Source organism: Massilia litorea (assembly GCF_015101885.1).
GTDB lineage: Bacteria > Pseudomonadota > Gammaproteobacteria > Burkholderiales > Burkholderiaceae_D > Telluria > Telluria litorea.
This window is the reverse complement of record NZ_CP062941.1, coordinates 3679854-3697212: the sequence shown is the minus strand read 5'-3', so window position 1 is coordinate 3697212 and position 17359 is coordinate 3679854. Positions and strand designations below refer to the sequence as shown.

The window sequence follows — 17359 nt, the reverse complement described above, 5'->3', positions numbered from 1 at the left end:
GGTATGCAGAGCATTTCCATGAGGCATCGGTGAGCGCGACAGGCGACATATAGGAGCGGCGGTAAAATGTTTCGCTGTGCGAACGACCATTTCACGAAACTGTTGACACTTCGGTTTTCGGTGTGTGAATATCCGCCCAGACCCAGCCTCAGATTGGGCACCGAGACAACGAAAGAACCCATGCAAGACGAGATCGAGTCATTCGAAGACGATGCAGCCAAGGACCGCCAGTTCGTCACGGCCCTGGCGCGCGGCCTGGAGATCCTGCGCTGCTTCCGCCCTGGCGAGACCTATCTCACCAACAGCGAAATGGCGAAGCGCACCGCCATGCCGAAACCGACGATTTCGCGCCTGACCTATACCCTTACCAAGCTCGGCTACCTCAGCTATTCGCCCGACCAGGGCCGCTACCAGCTGGGCGCGGCCGTGCTGGCCCTCGGCTATACGCTGCTGGCCAATCTCGACGTGCGCAAGCTTGCCCGTCCCGCGATGCAGGAACTGGCCGAATACGCCCAGTGCAGCGTGGCGATCGGGATCCGCGACCGCCTGTCGATGGTGTATGTGGAAGCCTGCCGCGGCAGCGCGGCCGTGACCCTGCGCCGCGACGCCGGTTCGCGCATCCCGCTGGCCACCACCGCGATGGGCAAGGCCTACCTGTGCGGCCTGCCGCAGAACGACCGCGACTTCCTGATGGACCATATCCGCCTGCAGACCGAAACCAACTGGCCGAAGATCAAGGCCGACCTGGAACAGGGTTTCCGCGACTACCAGGACCGGGGCTTCTGCCTGTCCTCGGGCCTGTGGGACGCGAACATCAGCGCCGTCGGCGTGCCCCTGGTCGATCCGGACCCGGCCAAGACCATGGCCTTCAACTGCGGCGGCCCTTCTTTTCTCCTGCCGCAGGAAAAACTGATCGACGACCTCGGCCCGCGCCTGGTGCAACTGGTGCGCAACGTCGAAATGAGCATGGGCCGCAACCTGGGGTAGCGGGCGGCCCGCCCACAGCATTGCAGAACCTTGCCGGCGGCACGACAGCCGCCGGCGCAACAACGCCGGTCCCGCCACGGGACCAGATCGTGAACATAACTGAAAAGGTGGAGACATGAAAAAGGCAACAAGCATCGCCCTGGCAATCATGACCCTGTGCGCAGGTGCGCAGGCCGACGAGCTGCTGGTCGGCGTCCAGATTCCGCTGACCGGCCCGCTGGCCCGGGTCGGCATGGGTACCCAGGAAGGCATCCGCGTCGCCGCCGAGGTGTTCAACAAGACCAACGGCAAGCACACGATCAAGCTGGTGACGGTGGACGACGAGTCGGCCCCGGCCAAGGCGGTCGCCGCGGTCGAGAAGCTGGCCAGCGAAGGCGTGGTGGCGATCACCGGCGGCTACGGCTCGAACAACATCTCGCCGGCCTCGGACGCGGCGAACAAACTGGGCCTGGCCTACATGACCTCGGGCGGCGTCGACGACGGCCTGGTCGAAGCCGGCCGCAAGAACTTCTTCCGCATCAATAACACGGCCGGCTACCAGAAGGCGCTGGTCGGACTGATCTCGGACCTGGGTGTGAAATCGGTCTCGATCATCTATTCGACCAAGGACGCCACCGAAGGCCTGGCGACCGACGTCCAGAAAACCTTGGCCGCGAAAGGCATCAAGGTCGCGATGCACGCCTTCGATCCGGCGATCACCGACTTCAAGCCGATCATCAACAAGGTCAAGCTGCAGGACCGCTCGGAATTCATCGCCATGGTCGGCTACGAGAACGACTATGTCGGCATCCTGCGCGCGGCGCGCGTTCTGAAACCGCAGGCCAAGGCGATCGCCGGCGTCTGGTCGCTGGCCACGCCGAAGATGGCGGCCGACTTCCCCGACCTGATGCCGAACGTGTACGGCACCGCGGTCCTGCCCTTCCCGGTGAACTTCACCACGCCCGAAGGCAAGACCTTCGGCGAGACCTACAAGAAGCTGCACAACAAGGAGCCGGATTACCTGGGCCAGTTCGGCTACGTGCAGTCCATGCTGCTGTTCGACGCGATCGCGCGCGCCGCCGACAAGGGCACGCTGAAAAAGGGCGGCGTGATCGAGGAACTGCGCAAGACCGACAAGCAGACCCTGATCGGCCGCGTCCAGTTCAACGCCAAGGGCGACAACCCGAACTTCGTCCAGCGCATGGGCCAGCACCAGGGCAAGCAGGTCGTCCTCGTGTGGCCGAAAGAGTCGGCCAATGGCAAGCCGGTCTTCCCGGGCGTGCCGTGGTAGGAACCTCGATAAACCTACTGCGCGTTGTCCTGGCGGCCTGCGATGCTCGCTGTACTACTCGTACAGCTGCGCGTCTCGGCCACCAGGCCTGCCGCTCGCTACGGTTTCTCGAGGTCCTGTCACACCAAACCGAAATTGCCATGAACTGATTGGAATGCAGACATGACGGAATTAATATTGCAGGCCGTGTACTCCGGCCTGCTGCAGGGCGGCTCGTATGCGCTGATCGCCCTGGGCCTGGCGCTGGTGTTCGGCGCGATGAAGGTCATCAACCTGGCGCACGGCGAGCTGGTGCTGCTGGCCGCCTACATCGCCTACACGGTCGAAACGAAAATGGGCTGGAATCCGGCGATGGCGATTCCGATTGCAGTGGTGATCGTCTGCCTCACCTCCGCCCTCCTCTACTTCGTGGTCGGCAAAATCAAGACCAACCGCGAAATCAATTCCCTCACCCTCACCTATGGCGTGGGCGTGATCCTCACGAATATCGTCCTGATGATCTGGAGCGCGGACGTGCGCGCCACCGGCTCCTCGTGGATGCAGGAAGCCTTCCAGGTCGGTGAGCTCTACAGCATGCGCAGCGAAGTGCTGTTCTTCTTCGTCTCGATCGTGCTGATCGTCGCCCTCTGGTGGTGGCTGTCGCGCAGCTGGTATGGCCGCGCGGTGCGCGCCGTCTCCAGCAACCGCGACGCTGCCAAACTCATGGGCATCAACCCGGGCCGCACCGAACTGGTCTCCTTCCTGGTCGCGGGCATCCTGGCGGCCTTCGCCGGCGTCGCCCTGTTCAGCTACGGCACGATCACCCCGGCCACCGGCAGTGTGCTCACCGTGAAGGCCTTCATCATCACGGTGCTGGCCGGTATCGGCTCGATTCCGGGCGTCCTGATCGGCGCGGTCCTGCTCGGCATCGCCGAATCGCTGACCGTGACCCTGGCCAGCTCGGCCCTGCAGGAACTGGCCGGCATGGGACTGTTCCTGCTGGTGCTGTTCGTCATGCCGAACGGCCTGTTCGGTGCTACCAAGAGGCGCGGATGAAACTGAATATGAAGTCAAACAAGCTTTTGATCGCGGTCCTCGCCCTCGTGTATGTCGGCGTGCCCTTGCTGCTGGGCGCGAACGCCTACGTCATGAGCCTGGTGATCGCCTCGCTCGTCATCGGCGGCATCGCCCTGTCCTGGGCCCTGCTCGGCAACCTGGGCGGCATGGTGAGCTTCGGCCACGCGGCCTTCTTCGGCGTCGGCGCCTATACCTCGGCCGTGCTGTCGATGCAGCACGGGGTGCCGGTCTTCGCCGGCATCCTGCTGGGGGGCGTCGGCGCGGTGGTGGCGGCCCTGGTGATGCTGCCGGTGCTGCGCCTGCGCGGACCCTATTTTGCGCTCGCCATCCTGGCCTATGCCCACATCTTCCGCATCCTCGCCACCGAGTGGCAGTCGGTCACGGGCGGCTCGGGCGGCATCGCCAGCATCCCGCGCCTGCCGACCCTGTTCGGCTATGACTTCGCCAGCAAGACCGGCAACTACCTGGTGATCCTCACCATCGTGCTGGTGTTCGCCCTGGTCTACGACATGATCCGGCGCAGCCCGCACGGCCTGGCGCTGCGCGCCATGCACGACAGCGAGGATGCGACGCGCGTCGTCGGCGTCAACAACACCCTGCTGAAAGGCCTGATGCTGCTGGTCTCGGCCTTCATGTGCGGCGTGGTCGGCGCCTTCAACGCCCACTACATCAATTTCCTGGAGCCGGATTACGCATTCTCCGCCGGCTGGGTGACGATCCCGATTGTCGCGGCCATCTTCGGCGGCTACCGCACGATCACCGGCCCGCTGGTCGGCGCAGTCGTGGTGTATCTCGTCGACCAGCTGTTCGTGAAGAACCTGATGCCGACCGGCCACCAGCTGGTGCTGGGCGTGGTGCTGGTCGCCATGATCATCTCCAGTCCCGACGGCCTGTTCGGCCTGGCGCGCAAGTTCATGAGGAAAAAAGATGCTACAGCTTGAAAACGTGACCGTGCGCTTCGGCGGCCTGACCGCCGTGAACGACGTGTCCCTGAACATCGGCACCGGCGACGTCGTCGGCCTGGTGGGCGCGAACGGCGCCGGCAAGACCACGCTGTTCAATGCGATCTCGGGCCTGGTGCGCCCGACCGCCGGCCGCATCGTCTTCGACGGCGTCGACGTGCTCAAGGCGCCGATGTACCAGCGCGCCCGCATGGGCATCGGCCGCACCTTCCAGATCCCGCAGCCGATGCACGAACTGACCGTGCGCCAGAACCTGCAGGTGTCGCAGCGCTTCGGCACGGGACGCCTGGACGAGCGCCGCATCGACGAGATCCTCGCATTCACCGGCCTCACCGCAAAGGCCGAACGCGATGCCTCCACCGGCCTCGCGCTGACCGAACTGAAGGCGCTGGAAGTGGCCAAGGCCTTGTCGACCGATCCGAAACTGCTGCTGCTGGACGAGGTGCTGGCCGGCCTGGAAACCAACGGCAAGCGCGCTTTCATGAACATGCTCAAGGGCCTGCACCAGAAATTCCAGGTCGGGATCTGCATCATCGAGCACGACATCGAGACCATCAGCAACCTGTGCGCACGGGTGGCGGTGCTGAACTTCGGCCAGCTGATCGCCGAAGGCACGCCTTCGGAGGTGTTCAGCAATCCGGAGGTGGTGAAGAGCTATACGGGAGCGGACCATGCTTGAGATTTCCAACCTGCGCGCCGGCTATGGCGCCATCAACGTGCTGTGGGATCTGTCGCTGACCGTCCAGCCGGGCAAGCTGACCACCATCATCGGCCCGAATGGCGCCGGCAAGACGACGCTGCTGCGCGCGATCATGGGCTTGATACCGGTGATGCAGGGTTCGATCACCCTCGACGGCAAGCCACTGAACGGCACGCCGACCTGGGACATGAACCTGGTGTCGATGGCCATGATTCCCGAAGGCCGCATGGTGTTTCGCGACATGACGGTCGAGGAAAACCTGATGATGGGGGCCTTCGCGCCCCAGCACCGCGCCGGCGCGGCGGCGAACCTGGAGAAATCCTATGTGATGTTCCCGCGCCTGCGCGAACGCCGCAAGCAATTGGCCGGCTCGCTTTCGGGCGGCGAAGCCCAGATGCTGGCGATGGCGCGCGGCCTGATGAGCGACCCCAAACTCCTGATCATCGACGAACCCTCGCTCGGCCTGGCGCCGGTGATGGTCAATGAACTGTTCGAGATCCTCGGGCGCCTGAAGGGCGACGGGCGTACCATCGTGCTGGTGGAACAGAACACCCAACGCGCGGTCGGCGTCGCCGATCACGTTTATCTGATGCAAAGCGGCAAAGTCGTGCTGTCGCAGGCGGCTTCCGAGGTCAGCCTGGATCACCTGCACGACCTGTATTTTGCACGTTAATCAACTACTGAAGAGACCATCATGACCAAAGCCGCTTTCCACTGGGACGATCCCCTCCTCCTGAACAGCCAGCTCACCGACGACGAGCGCATGATCCGCGACGCCGCCGCCTCCTATTGCCAGGACAAGCTGCAACCGCGCATCCTCGAGGCCTTCCGCCACGAGCGCATGGACAATTCCATCTTCCGCGAGATGGGAGAATTGGGGCTGCTCGGCCCGACCATTCCCGAGCAGTACGGCGGCCCCGGCCTGAACTACGTCGCCTACGGCCTGATCGCACGCGAAGTCGAGCGCGTCGACTCGGGTTATCGCTCGATGATGAGCGTACAATCGTCCCTGGTGATGGTGCCGATCCATGAATTCGGCAACGAGGCAACCAAACAGAAATACCTGCCGAAACTGGCCACCGGCGAATGGATCGGCTGCTTCGGTCTGACCGAGCCGAACCACGGCTCCGACCCGGGTTCGATGGTGACCCGTGCCCGCAAGGTCGAGGGCGGCTATTCGCTCACCGGCAGCAAAATGTGGATCACCAACTCGCCGGTCGCCGACGTATTCGTCGTCTGGGCCAAGGATGACGAAGGCGCAATCCGGGGCTTCGTGCTCGAAAAGGACTGGAAAGGGTTATCCGCCCCAGCGATCCACGGCAAGTTCGGCCTGCGCGCCTCGGTCACCGGCGAGATCGTCATGGACAACGTGTTCTGCCCGGAAGAAAACGCCTTCCCGGACGTGCGCGGCCTGAAGGGTCCGTTTACCTGCCTGAACTCGGCGCGTTACGGCATCGCCTGGGGTGCGCTCGGCGCCGCCGAGGCCTGCTGGCACACGGCGCGCCAGTACACCCTCGATCGTCACCAGTTCGGCAAGCCGCTGGCGGCGAACCAGCTGGTGCAAAAGAAACTGGCCGACATGCAGACCGAGATCACCCTCGGCCTGCAGGGCTGCCTGCGCCTGGGCCGCATGAAGGACGAGGGCACGGCCGCGGTCGAGATCACCTCGATGATGAAGCGTAACTCCTGCGGTAAATCGCTGGACATCGCCCGTACGGCACGCGACATGCTGGGCGGTAACGGCATTTCGGACGAGTTCGGCATCATCCGCCACATGGTCAACCTGGAAGTCGTGAATACCTATGAGGGTACGCACGACATCCACGCGCTGATCCTGGGCCGGGCGCAGACCGGCATCGCCGCCTTCTGATCGGCGGCGGTGGCACGGGCGGAGGCGGGGTGGCATCCGCGTCCGCCCGGACCCGCCGCACTGACGACGGCATGGGTCAATGAAGGCGAACGCCCCCTCCCTCGCCGCCCGACCGTGCAACGCGGCATTGCGGCAAGGATTGTATCTATCTTTATCTAAGTTCTTTACAGCAACTCAATAAGTCGCTACAGTCGGGCTCGTCCTCGTCCCACCGCTTCCACAATGTCCGAGCTGCAGTCTCCCAGCGCCATTGCGCGCTGGCGCGGTGAATTCACATCCGCCAGTACCGAATCGGCGTTCCTGCGCGACCAGGGCGGCGTCATTCGGCATGAGTTGACGCGTTCGCTCTCGATTTGCGGCATCTCTTACCTGGCATTCGCGCTTGCCGATGTGGCCCACCTGGGCCAGAGCAGCCAGACACTGGTATTGTTCCTGGCGCGCCTGGCGATCGCCATGGTCGCCTTGACGGGCATCGTTCTGACCCGCCGCAGCGCCAATCCAGCTAAAACCGCCTATCGCGCAGCCACCGTATTCACCAGCCTGGCGATGCTCACCTTCCTGCTGGTCGTGTATGCGCGGGGCGAACTGCTGCTCCACGGAATGTCGATGGCCATCATGCTGATCATCGTCTACCTGTTCATTCCGAACCGCCTGCGCAACGCGACCATCGTTGCACTCTGCGCGAGCGCCAGCTTCCTCGCACTCGTGTATTCCTTCGGCACGGTCAGCGCACGCCAGCTGTCGACCATGACCATGCTCCTGCTGCTCGCAAACGTGTTCGGCGCCGTTGCCGCGCGGCGCAATGCCCGTCTGGCGCGCCGGCAATACTGGACCCAGCAGATCCTGATTAACCAATCGGTCCGCGATCCCCTGACCGGGGCCTTCAACCGGCGCCACCTGAACGCAGGGCTGCTCGATGGCGAGATCGAGAGCGCCCGCCGCCGGAATGCTTCGTTGACGATCATCATGTGCGACGTGGACAGTTTCAAATCCATCAACGATACCCATGGCCACCAGGCCGGTGACGCGCTGCTGCAGGATGTCGCCCGCCTGTTGCTGTCGATGACCCGTGACGGCATCGATACGGTTGTGCGCTACGGCGGCGAAGAATTCCTGCTGATCCTGCCCGACACCACCCTGGCCGATGGCCGGGCCCTCGCCGAGCGCATGCGCACACGCCTTGCCGCAGCCAATAGCCAGCACGGCCTGGTACAGATCAGCGCGACGGCGAGCTTCGGCGTCGTCAGCGCGCGCCTTTCGCCCGAGCTGCCGGGCATTGCCAGCCAGGCCCTGATCGCCCACGCAGACGAACTGCTCTACGCGGCCAAACGCAACGGCCGCAACCGGGTCCATGCGCGAGAATGGGAAGCCGCCGGCGCGGCCTGAACCAGGCCAGTCCAGAAACACCTGGTAAGCAAACGCCGCTTACTGTCCCACCCGCGCGACACATTCGTGCATCGTTGACATCATTTCCCCTCGGCAATCGGGCCTGCGTGCAGCCGGCCCGGTTTCGCATGATAAGCTGCCCTGCTGCAACTTTATTGCTAGACATAAATATTCATGCTTTCTACTCTCCGTTCCGGCCGCCTGTCGCTCGCGCCGACGCTGGCCGCCGTGACGGCCGCCGTGATGCTGCTCCTGACCCTGGTGACCGTGCAGCTGGTCGGCCATACGCTGGCGAAACAGGCCGAGGCCGACATCGGCCAGAATCTCGCCGAGCTGGCTTACCAGACCACCGACAAACTCGACCGCGGCATGTTCGAGCGCTACCGCGAAGTCAAGCTGATGTCCGAGCGGCTCGCCATCACCGATCCGACGGTGCCGGCGGAGACCAAGCGCGCCGCCATCGACAGCATGCAGCGGACCTTTCCCTATTTCGCCTGGATCGGGATGACCGACAACCGCGGCACGGTAAAGGTCGCGTCGAGCGGTCTGTTGGAAGGCAAGGACGTCTCGGCCCGGCCCTGGTTCGCCGCCGCCTACGAAGGCGAGCACCTGCATGACGTGCACGAAGCCGTCCTGCTCGCCAAGCTGCTGCCCAACCCGACCGGCGAACCGAAACGCTTCCTCGACATTGCCTTCCCTTACCGCGGCCCGGACGGCGTCATCAACGGCGTCTTCGGCACCCACCTGAGCTGGCAGTGGGCGGCCGCCGTCGAGCGCTCGGTCCTGCGCACGCTGGCAAAGCGCAAGGCGGTCGATACCGTCATCCTGAGCCGCAAGGGCGCGGTCCTGCTCGGCCCGAAGGAATACGCGAACAAGGTGCTGGACCAGGAAAGCCTGCGCCGCGCCGCGCGCGACAAGAACGGTTCCGTGATCGAAACCTGGCCCGACGGCCAGCGCTACCTCGTTGGCTACAGCCAGAGCGCAGGCCACGAATCGTATCCGGGAATGGGCTGGGTCGTGCTCGTGCGCCAGCCGCTCGCGGAGGCGTTCAAGCCGGTCGATGCACTACGCAACAAGATCCTGTGGGCCGGCCTGCTTGCCGCGGCCCTGGTGTCGCTGCTGGTCTGGGTGTTCGCCAGGAACATCACCCGGCCGCTGGACACCATCACCCGCCACGCCGATGCGCTGCGCGCCGGCCATGCCCGCGAAATTCCGCCGCTGCGCAGCCGCCTGACCGAAGTGCAGATCCTGCGCAGCACCCTCAACGCCCTGCTCTCGAAGCTGCTGGCAAACGAACAGGGCCTGCGCGAACTGAACGCGACGCTCGAGACCCGGGTGACCGAACGCACCACGGAACTGCATCGCGCCGTCGAGGAAACGCGCAAGGGCGAACAGCGGGTCAAGGCGATCATCGACACCGCGCTCGACGCCTTTGTCGGCGCCGATGCACAGGGACGGATCACCGACTGGAATCCCCGTGCGCAGGACATCTTCGGCTGGACCCGCGAGGAAGCGCTGGGCCGGACGATTACGGAAACCATCGTTCCGCCGCGTTTCCGCGAGGCCCACGAGGCCGGCATGCGGCGCTTTGCAAGCACCGGCAGCGGCAGCGTCGTCGGCAAGCGCATCCAGCTATCCGCGCTGCGCCGCGACGGGGATGAATTCCCGGTCGAGATGACCATCGGCCTGGTCAACGCCGGAGAGACCTCGTTCTTCGGCGCCTATATCCAGGATATTTCGGTGCGCAAGGAGATCGAGGACGAGCTGGCGCGCGAGCGCGAGCTGCTCGACGCCGTGCTCGATTCGATCGACGTCGGCGTAATGGTCTGCTCCAGCGCAGGCGAGGTCACCATGTTCAACCGCGCGGCGAGGGAGATCCTCACCCTGCCGGCCTCGCTGCTGGCGCCTGAAGAACGGGCCGCCCATTACCGCCTGTTCGCGGCCGACGGCCAGACGCCCATGACCGCGGAACAGACGCCGCTGCTGCGCGCGCTGCGCGGCGAGACCGTCGAAAACGCCGAGATCATCGTCAAGCCGCGCGCTGCGGCGCCGCGCTTCCTGTTCGCCAGCGGACGCGCACTGCACGCACGGGACGGATCGGGCATCGGCGCCGTCATCGCCTTGAAGGACGTGACCGCGCTGAAGGAATCGGCGCGGCGCCTGGAAGAAAGCGAACGCAGCCTGCGCACCATTACCGACAACCTGCCGGTGCTGATCGGCCACGTCGACCGCGACGGGCGCTACCAGTTTGCGAACGCGACCTATGAAACCTGGTTCGGCGTGCCGGCCCGGAGCATCGTCGGGCAAACCATGCGCGCGGTGATGGGCGAGGCGCTGTACCGCGAACACGAACCCCTGCTGGCGCGCAGCCTGGCCGGCGAGACGGTCCGTTTCGAGGTGGCCCTGCCGCTCGGCGACGGCCTGCGCACGGTCGAGATCACGCGCATTCCAGACATCCACGAAGGCCAGTACAAGGGCTTCTATGTGCTCGGCGCCGACATATCGGCGGCCAGGCTGCACGAAGAGGCATTGGCGCAGCTGGCGCGCATCGATACCCTGACCGGCCTGCCGAACCGGCGCGCCTACCAGGAGCACCTGACCGGCGCACTGCAGCGTGCGCAGCGCGCCGGCCATGGCATCGGCCTGATGTTCCTCGACGTCGACCATTTCAAGCAGGTGAACGACACACTGGGCCACGCCGCCGGCGATACGGTGCTGTACGAGTTCGCCCAGCGCGTGCGGGGTGCCGTGCGCGTGACCGATACCGTGTGCCGGCTGGCGGGCGACGAATTCACCGTCATCCTCGAAGGCCTGAGGTCGCCGCAGGAAGCCGCCCTGGTCGCGGCCAAGATCCTGAAGGCCTTCGAGCCGGCGTTCGAGCTCGAGGGCGGCGCACGTTATGTCTCGACCAGCATCGGCGTGACCTATGCGGACAGCTTCCCGGTGGACAGCGACCAGCTTGGCGCGGATGCGGACAAGGCCTTGTACATGGCCAAGCGCGAAGGACGGGGCCGTTTTGCCGTGTCGCGCCTGGAGGGCGCCCGGGCCGCGTGATCGTTCAGCCCAGCCCGCGGTTCCGGTCCCTCAGTTCCAATTTTTATCGGGCTGCACATTGAGCCGGTAGGCCGCATCGATCACGTCCTGTAGTTCGACCGGGTCGCTGTACGGATCCTCGTCCAGCGCGGTGACCCGGTTCAGCTCCTTCTGCCAGCGGCGCAGTTCGTCGATGTAGGCCCCGTCGGGAATGCGCCGCAGGTCGCCGTCGGCCTCGACCAGGTCGCAGATGCCGTTGTGCAGCCATTCGCCGGTATGCCAGTCCGGCATGTCGACCGCCGGGAACAGGCAGATCCCCTGCAAGTCCATCCCGCGGCGCACCGCCGCCAGCGATTCCCCCATCACATCCCTCAGCCAGTCGGCGCGGCCGTGGCCGAAACCGCTGGTTTCGCCGATGATCATCGGCCGGCGGTAGCGTTGCCATACCGTGTCGAGCATTTCGCACAGCGGGGCGATGCGGTCGTCGCCCGGCGGCAGCGCCGCATGCGGTCCGTGCTCGCGGTACTCCATCTGCCCGAAGGCGTAGTTGTTGGCGCCGACGATATCGAGGATCTCGGGAGAGCCGCCGAATTCGGGGTGGGCGCGGCCGCTGATGATGTCCCAGGCAAGAAAGGTATCTTCTTCCGTCTCATGGCGCGCCGCCTCGACCTGGTCCGGGCGGTCGCGCGGGGCGACTACGCGCACCAGCGGATCGATGTGCACCATGCGCGCTTCCGGATCGACTTCGCGGATCGCCTTCACGCCGGCGATCGCGGCCCGGCACAGCGCCAGCCGCAGGCGCATGCGGTCGTCGCGGCTGCAGCGGAAGGGCGCGGCCCAGCCCCATTCGCCGGCGCAGAAGGAGAAAAAGGTGATTTCGTTGATTGGGGTGAAGAAATGGGGTCCGCGCAACTTCGGCGTCACGTATTCGGCGGCGGCGCGGCAATATTGCGCGAAGCGGGTGACGAAATCGTCCGAAAACGGATCCAGGTCGTCCGGATAGCCGTAGTGGAACAGGTCCCAGATCGGCGTGATTTTCGTCGCCTTCATCGCCTCGATATAGGGATCGAGGGTCGAGAAGTCGCAGCAGCCGCTCTTGTCCACCATCGGCCACGGGATGCCTTCGCGTGCCACGGCGATACCGAGGCTGGCCAGGTGCTGGTAATCCTCGGCGGCATGGCGGTCGTGCCCGGTTTCCGCGACCAGGTTGCGGCGCACGCCTTCTTTCCAGTTAAAGCTGGAGCATTCGAAGCCGGACAGGAAAAATGTGGGGAAAATCCCGGGGCGCTTTGCCATGCGTGTCTCCTTGCCGATGAAGTTGCCGAACCGGAAGCAGCATGCCACAAGCCTGCCGTTGCCGGCGCCCGGTCCTGCACCTGCCCGTCTCCCGCGCGCTTGAAACTGGCCGAACTGGTGCAATATTGACCATATCGACCAACGTGGAGGGTGAAACCATGAGTCCGCAAGATTCCCAGCTATTGCAGGATTTCCTGAACCAGCTCGTGCAGGCGCGCGACCTGCCGAAAGATCCCGAGGCCGAGGCCATGATCCGACAGGCCGTGGCCATGCAGCCAGATGCCGCCTACCTGCTGGTGCAGCGCGCCCTCTTGCAGCAACGGGCGCTGGACAACGCCAAGGCCGAGATCGCCGACCTGCAGCGGCAATTGCAAGGTGGAACGCAGCGCGGCGAATTCCTCGATCCGAATGCCTGGGGCAACAGCGCCGGCGCCCGTCAGCAGACCCCGGCCTATGGCGGCCAGGCGCCGCAGCAACAGTATCCGCAACAGCAGTATCAACAGCCTTACCAGCAGCCGTCGATGATGAACCGCGCCAGCAGTTTCTTCCGGGGCGGCGGCACGGGCGGCGGCATGGGTGGCGCGCTCGGCAATATCGCCTCGACCGCGGCCGGGGTGGCGGCGGGCGCCTTCCTGTTCCAGGGACTGGGCAATCTGCTCGGCCACCACAACCACGACGGCAACGGCTTCCTGGGCAATAACGACGCCTTCTCGTCGCTGACCTCGCCGATCGAGGATTTCCACAACAGCGGCGCCGGGCAGGACAGCGCGAGCAGCCTGCTCGGCGACAGCAGCGTCGACAGCGGCACCGGCAACTCCCTGCTCGACGATGTCGGCAGCGGATCGGACGACTTCGCCGGCGACAATTATGACGGCGGATCGGACGACGGCCTGTTCAGCTGAGCTGGCGGCGGGGCCGGCGTGTTAACATGCGCCCTGGCCGGGGAGCGCCCTCCCCGGCCCAACTATCACGCTCTCCATGCCGCTTCATATCTCCCGCATCCTGCACGCCGGCTATCTCTTCGACTGCGAAGGCACGCGCATCGCCTTCGATCCGATCTTCGAGAATCCCTTCAGCCGCAACTGCCATGCGTTTCCGCCCGTGCGTTTCGACCACGAGCAGATCCGGCGGCAGCGGTTCGACGCCGTCTTCATCTCCCACTTCCACGACGACCACTGCTCGCTCGACAGCCTCGACCTGCTGGAGCGCACGACGCCGATCCACATCTACTGCCTGTTCGACGAACTGTTCGACATGGTGCGCGCACTCGGTTTCGCCGACGTGCGTCCCCTGCGCATCGATGTGCCGGTGAGCGTCGGTCCGTTCACGGTCACGCCGCGCATCGCCATGGATCCGGACGTCGATTCGATGTTCCAGGTCGAAGCGGCCGGACTGAAGGTGCTGAACGTCGTGGATTCCTGGATCGACCCGGACACGCTGCCGGCGCTGGCCGGCCACGGTCCCTGGGACATGGTGCTGTGGCCCTTTCAGACCATGCGCGAGATCGAGGTGCTGTCGCCTTCGCGGGCCAGTCCGGCGCCGCCGGCGCTGCCCCCGCATTGGATCGAGCAGCTGCAGGTACTGCATCCCCGTTTCGTCGTGCCGAGTTCCTGCCAGTTCCTGCAGGAGCCCTGGTCCTGGTACAACCAGGCCTTCTTCCCGATCAGCTATCGCCAGTTCCAGCAAGAGGTCGAAGCCGCGCTGCCGGCTGCGCGCGTGGTGCGCATGAATCCCGGGGTGTCGATGCGGCTCGACGGGAATGCGCTGCTACCCGCGCCCGCCCTCGACTGGGTCGTGCCCGTCGGCGACCAGGACGTCGACTACGCCTGCGACCCGCAGGCAGTGCCGCCATCGACGGGCGAGATCGCGCGCCGCTTTCCCGCCTTGACCGGAGAGCAGGCCGAACGGGTCAAGGCCTGGTGCGGCACCGGCCTGCTCGACAAATACCGCGACATGCAACTGCCCGAGGAAAGCTATTTCGAGCAGCCGCGCATCTGGCGCCTGTCCGTCTTCGATCACGAGGGAGTGGCCACGCATCGTCACTACCGCGTCGAGGGGGACAGCATCGACCCGGTCGCCGCCGACGCCGCGCCCCTGTCCTGGACCACCGAGATCCCGGCCGCCAAACTGTACGCGGCACTGGAACTCGGCGAGTCCCTCACCTCGATGTACATGCGGATCAACGACGGCCGCTTCGACGCGGCCACCGAGCTTGAGCTCGAGACCGCCGAGCTGGTCGACGACCCCTTGATCCGCTGCCTCTTCAACGACGCCTTCGGCGCCTATCAAGCCGCGCAGCTGCGCCGGCTGAAAGCCAACACATGACCATCACCATCCTGCCCTACCGCGCCACGCTCGAACAAAGCTGCGACTGGCTGGAACAGCAGACGGGCACGCCCTGGACCCTGGCGCGCCTGATCGAACACGAAGTCACGCCCTATGTCTGGCTCGACTACGACGCCGCTTATCCGGAGCTGTTCGGCGATGCCAACGGCGGCTATGCCGCGCCGATCTTCTACGCGGGCGACACCGCGCGCCTGGCCGCGGGCAGCGAGGACGTGCTGATCACGAGAACGAAGGACGCGTACAAGATCGTGGCCGCCCTGCCCGCGCCCGGCTTCCGGCGCGAACTGCAGGCCTTGCGCTTCCAGAAGAAGGACCTCGAAAAGCTGGTCAAGGCCCTGAAACGCGCGGCCCAGCCGCAGCCGGAACCGAAGGCCGCGGCCGAATCGACGGCCGGCATCTTCAAGGAGCAGGCAATCGCCGCCTTCGGCCCGCTGGTTAAACTGAACCTCGACACCTTGCTGGCAGAGGGAGGCGGCATCTTCGGCGACGACGGCGCGCGCGTCAAGGCGAGCACGAAAAAGGCGAAGTCGAAAATCGTCTGGAACCCCGTCGTGCTGGCGCTCGGCCTGCACGATGTCTACCGGGTCCCGCTGCGCGGCCTGTCGCGTGCGTTTTCCGCCCACGACTTCCTGGATGCGTGGCGCGAGGAGTGGGAGCGCAGCCTGCGGCTGCTGGGGCATTGAGCGGGCCTAGGACAGCAGGGCCACCGATTTCACCTGCGCCCATGCCGGCCCGCCCGCCTTCAGGTCCAGCCCGGCCAGCGCGCGCCGCGTGATCCGGGCCACCAGCGCGGTATGCCCGCACAGTACCCGCACCAGCACCTGCGACGGATGCGTGTCCGGCGCGATCGACTCGACGATGCAGGGGAAATGGTTCTGGATGCTGGTACCGAGCGGCTCGCACGTGGCCAGGCTGACGTCGCGCGCCAGTATCCGCAAGCGCACCTGGCGCCCGACGGCGATCCCGCTGTCGCGCAGCCAGAAGGAGCCATGGTCGAAGTCCACGCGCGCCAGCTGCCACTGGTCGCTGCGCTCGGCGACCACGCCGTGAACCAGCGCGCCGGCCTCGTCGCCCGCGACGCCGGGCGCATCGATGGCGGACAGCACTTCGTCGACGGGACCGGCCGCTTTCACTCGCCCCTGCTCGAGCACGACCACGTGATCGGCCAGCCGCGCCAGTTCGTCGACGGCATGCGTCACGTAGAGCATGGGCAGCTTCAGTTCGGCGCGCAGCTTTTCCAGCCAGGGCAGGATCTCCTGGCGCCGCGCCGCGTCCAGCGCGGCCAGCGGCTCGTCGAGCAGCAACAGGCGCGGCATGGCCGCCAGGGCGCGCGCAATGGCCACCCGCTGGCGCTCGCCGCCGGACAAGCCGGCGACGCGGCGCCCGAGCAGGTGGCCGATGCCAAGCAGTTCCACCACGTCCTGCAGCGTGCGCGCCGCTCCGGGGGAACGGCTGCGTTTCCGGCCGTAGTCGAGATTGCCCTGCACGTCCAGGTGCGCGAACAGGCTCGCCTCCTGGAACACGTAGCCGAGCGCACGCCGGTGGGTCGGCAGGAAGACGCCGGCCGCGTCGTCCTGCCAGACTTCCTCGCCCACGACGATGCGGGCGCCGCGTCCCTTCTCCAGCCCGGCGACGCAGCGCAGCACGCTGGTCTTGCCCGAGCCCGATGGCCCGAACAGCACGCTGATGCCGCTGGCGGGCAGGCGCAGGTCGACGTCCAGCGTGAAATCCGCACGCGGCAGCGACAGGCGGACCTGGAGTTCGCCCGTCACGGCAGCACCCGCGCATCGTGACGGCGCAGCCCGGCGAGCGCGAGCAGCACCGCAAAGCTGAACAGCAGCATGCCGCCGGCCAGCCAGTGCGCGGACGCGTATTCCATCGCCTCGACATAGCCGTAGATCTGCGTCGAGACGACGCGCGTCTGGCCCGGGATATTCCCGCCGATCATGAGCACGACGCCGAATTCACCGACCGTATGGGCGAAGCTGAGGATGGCGGCGGTCAGCAGGCCGCCGCGCGCCTGCGGCAGCGCGACGCTGAAGAAGGCGTCGACCGGCGAAGCGCCCAGCGAGGCCGCCACCTCCAGCGGCCGCCTGCCCATCGCCTCGAAGGCATGCTGCAGCGGCTGGACGGCGAACGGCAGCGAGTAGACGATGGAACCGATCAACAGGCCGCTGAAGGTAAAGGAGAGCACGCCCAGCCCCAGCGCTTCGGTGAGCCGGCCGACCGGACCGTCCGGGCCGAGGGCGACGAGCAGATAAAAGCCCAGGACGGATGGCGGCAGCACCAGCGGCATCGTCACCAGGGCCGAGACGGGAACCCGCCAGCGCGAGCCGGTCCACGCCAGCCACCAGGCCAGGGGCGTGGCAAGCAGCAGCAGGAGCGCGGTGGTCGAGGCGGCCAGTTTGACCGTCAGCCAGATGGCCTGCAGGGCTTCCATCTCGATGGGCATG

At 65.9% G+C, this 17359-nt stretch carries 15 protein-coding genes; 12 read left to right on the top strand and 3 right to left on the bottom strand.

What is annotated here, in order from left to right; genetic code table 11:
• The first annotated feature begins 180 nt into the window (after positions 1–180).
• The 9 genes from LPB04_RS16675 (at position 181) to LPB04_RS16635 (ending at position 11285) form a co-directional block, all read left to right on the top strand.
• Complete coding sequence (locus LPB04_RS16675; protein WP_193685630.1) at positions 181–987, top strand: IclR family transcriptional regulator; 807 nt, start codon at positions 181–183, stop codon at positions 985–987.
• A gap of 115 nt (positions 988–1102) precedes the next feature.
• Complete coding sequence (locus LPB04_RS16670; RefSeq protein ID WP_193685629.1) at positions 1103–2257, top strand: ABC transporter substrate-binding protein; 1155 nt, start codon at positions 1103–1105, stop codon at positions 2255–2257.
• A gap of 162 nt (positions 2258–2419) precedes the next feature.
• Positions 2420–3292, top strand: coding sequence for a branched-chain amino acid ABC transporter permease (locus LPB04_RS16665; RefSeq protein WP_193685628.1), 873 nt, complete (start codon positions 2420–2422; stop codon positions 3290–3292).
• Between the two features lie 8 nt (positions 3293–3300).
• Positions 3301–4254, top strand: a complete 954-nt coding sequence (locus LPB04_RS16660) for a branched-chain amino acid ABC transporter permease (protein WP_193685627.1) — start codon at positions 3301–3303, stop codon at positions 4252–4254.
• Positions 4241–4954, top strand: a complete 714-nt coding sequence (locus LPB04_RS16655; RefSeq protein WP_193685626.1) for an ABC transporter ATP-binding protein — start codon at positions 4241–4243, stop codon at positions 4952–4954. The genes LPB04_RS16660 and LPB04_RS16655 overlap by 14 nt, the downstream gene beginning before the upstream one ends.
• Positions 4947–5648 (top strand): ABC transporter ATP-binding protein, encoded by a 702-nt coding sequence (locus LPB04_RS16650; protein WP_193685625.1) that lies wholly within the window; start codon positions 4947–4949, stop codon positions 5646–5648. Before LPB04_RS16655 ends, LPB04_RS16650 begins: the two co-directional genes overlap by 8 nt.
• A 21-nt stretch (positions 5649–5669) precedes the next feature.
• Complete coding sequence (locus tag LPB04_RS16645; RefSeq protein ID WP_193685624.1) at positions 5670–6845, top strand: acyl-CoA dehydrogenase; 1176 nt, start codon at positions 5670–5672, stop codon at positions 6843–6845.
• 222 nt (positions 6846–7067) lie between these two features.
• Positions 7068–8231 (top strand): GGDEF domain-containing protein, encoded by a 1164-nt coding sequence (locus LPB04_RS16640; protein ID WP_193685623.1) that lies wholly within the window; start codon positions 7068–7070, stop codon positions 8229–8231.
• 174 nt (positions 8232–8405) lie between these two features.
• On the top strand, positions 8406–11285 hold the full coding sequence (locus LPB04_RS16635; protein WP_193685622.1) for a sensor domain-containing diguanylate cyclase: 2880 nt from the start codon (positions 8406–8408) through the stop codon (positions 11283–11285).
• 30 nt (positions 11286–11315) lie between these two features.
• On the opposite strand, the gene LPB04_RS16630 is transcribed toward LPB04_RS16635, so the two are convergent.
• Positions 11316–12560: a glycoside hydrolase family 1 protein gene (locus LPB04_RS16630; RefSeq protein ID WP_193685621.1), complete on the bottom strand. Its 1245-nt coding sequence runs from the start codon at positions 12558–12560 to the stop codon at positions 11316–11318.
• A 158-nt stretch (positions 12561–12718) separates the two neighbouring features.
• Here LPB04_RS16630 and LPB04_RS16625 point away from each other — a divergent pair, with 158 nt between their 5' ends.
• The 3 genes from LPB04_RS16625 to LPB04_RS16615 all read left to right on the top strand — a co-directional run bounded on the left by LPB04_RS16625 (position 12719) and on the right by LPB04_RS16615 (position 15589).
• Positions 12719–13462 (top strand): DUF2076 domain-containing protein, encoded by a 744-nt coding sequence (locus LPB04_RS16625; RefSeq protein WP_193685620.1) that lies wholly within the window; start codon positions 12719–12721, stop codon positions 13460–13462.
• Positions 13463–13538: 76 nt separating this feature from the next.
• Complete coding sequence (locus LPB04_RS16620; RefSeq protein ID WP_193685619.1) at positions 13539–14885, top strand: MBL fold metallo-hydrolase; 1347 nt, start codon at positions 13539–13541, stop codon at positions 14883–14885.
• On the top strand, positions 14882–15589 hold the full coding sequence (locus LPB04_RS16615; RefSeq protein ID WP_193685618.1) for a hypothetical protein: 708 nt from the start codon (positions 14882–14884) through the stop codon (positions 15587–15589). The genes LPB04_RS16620 and LPB04_RS16615 overlap by 4 nt, the downstream gene beginning before the upstream one ends.
• A gap of 6 nt (positions 15590–15595) precedes the next feature.
• On the opposite strand, the gene modC is transcribed toward LPB04_RS16615, so the two are convergent.
• A complete protein-coding gene (gene modC, locus LPB04_RS16610) occupies positions 15596–16678 on the bottom strand; it encodes a molybdenum ABC transporter ATP-binding protein (protein WP_193685617.1) in 1083 nt (360 codons plus the stop codon).
• Positions 16675–17358 (bottom strand): molybdate ABC transporter permease subunit, encoded by a 684-nt coding sequence (gene modB / locus LPB04_RS16605; RefSeq protein WP_193685616.1) that lies wholly within the window; start codon positions 17356–17358, stop codon positions 16675–16677. The genes modC and modB overlap by 4 nt, the downstream gene beginning before the upstream one ends.
• Position 17359: the final 1 nt, after the last annotated feature.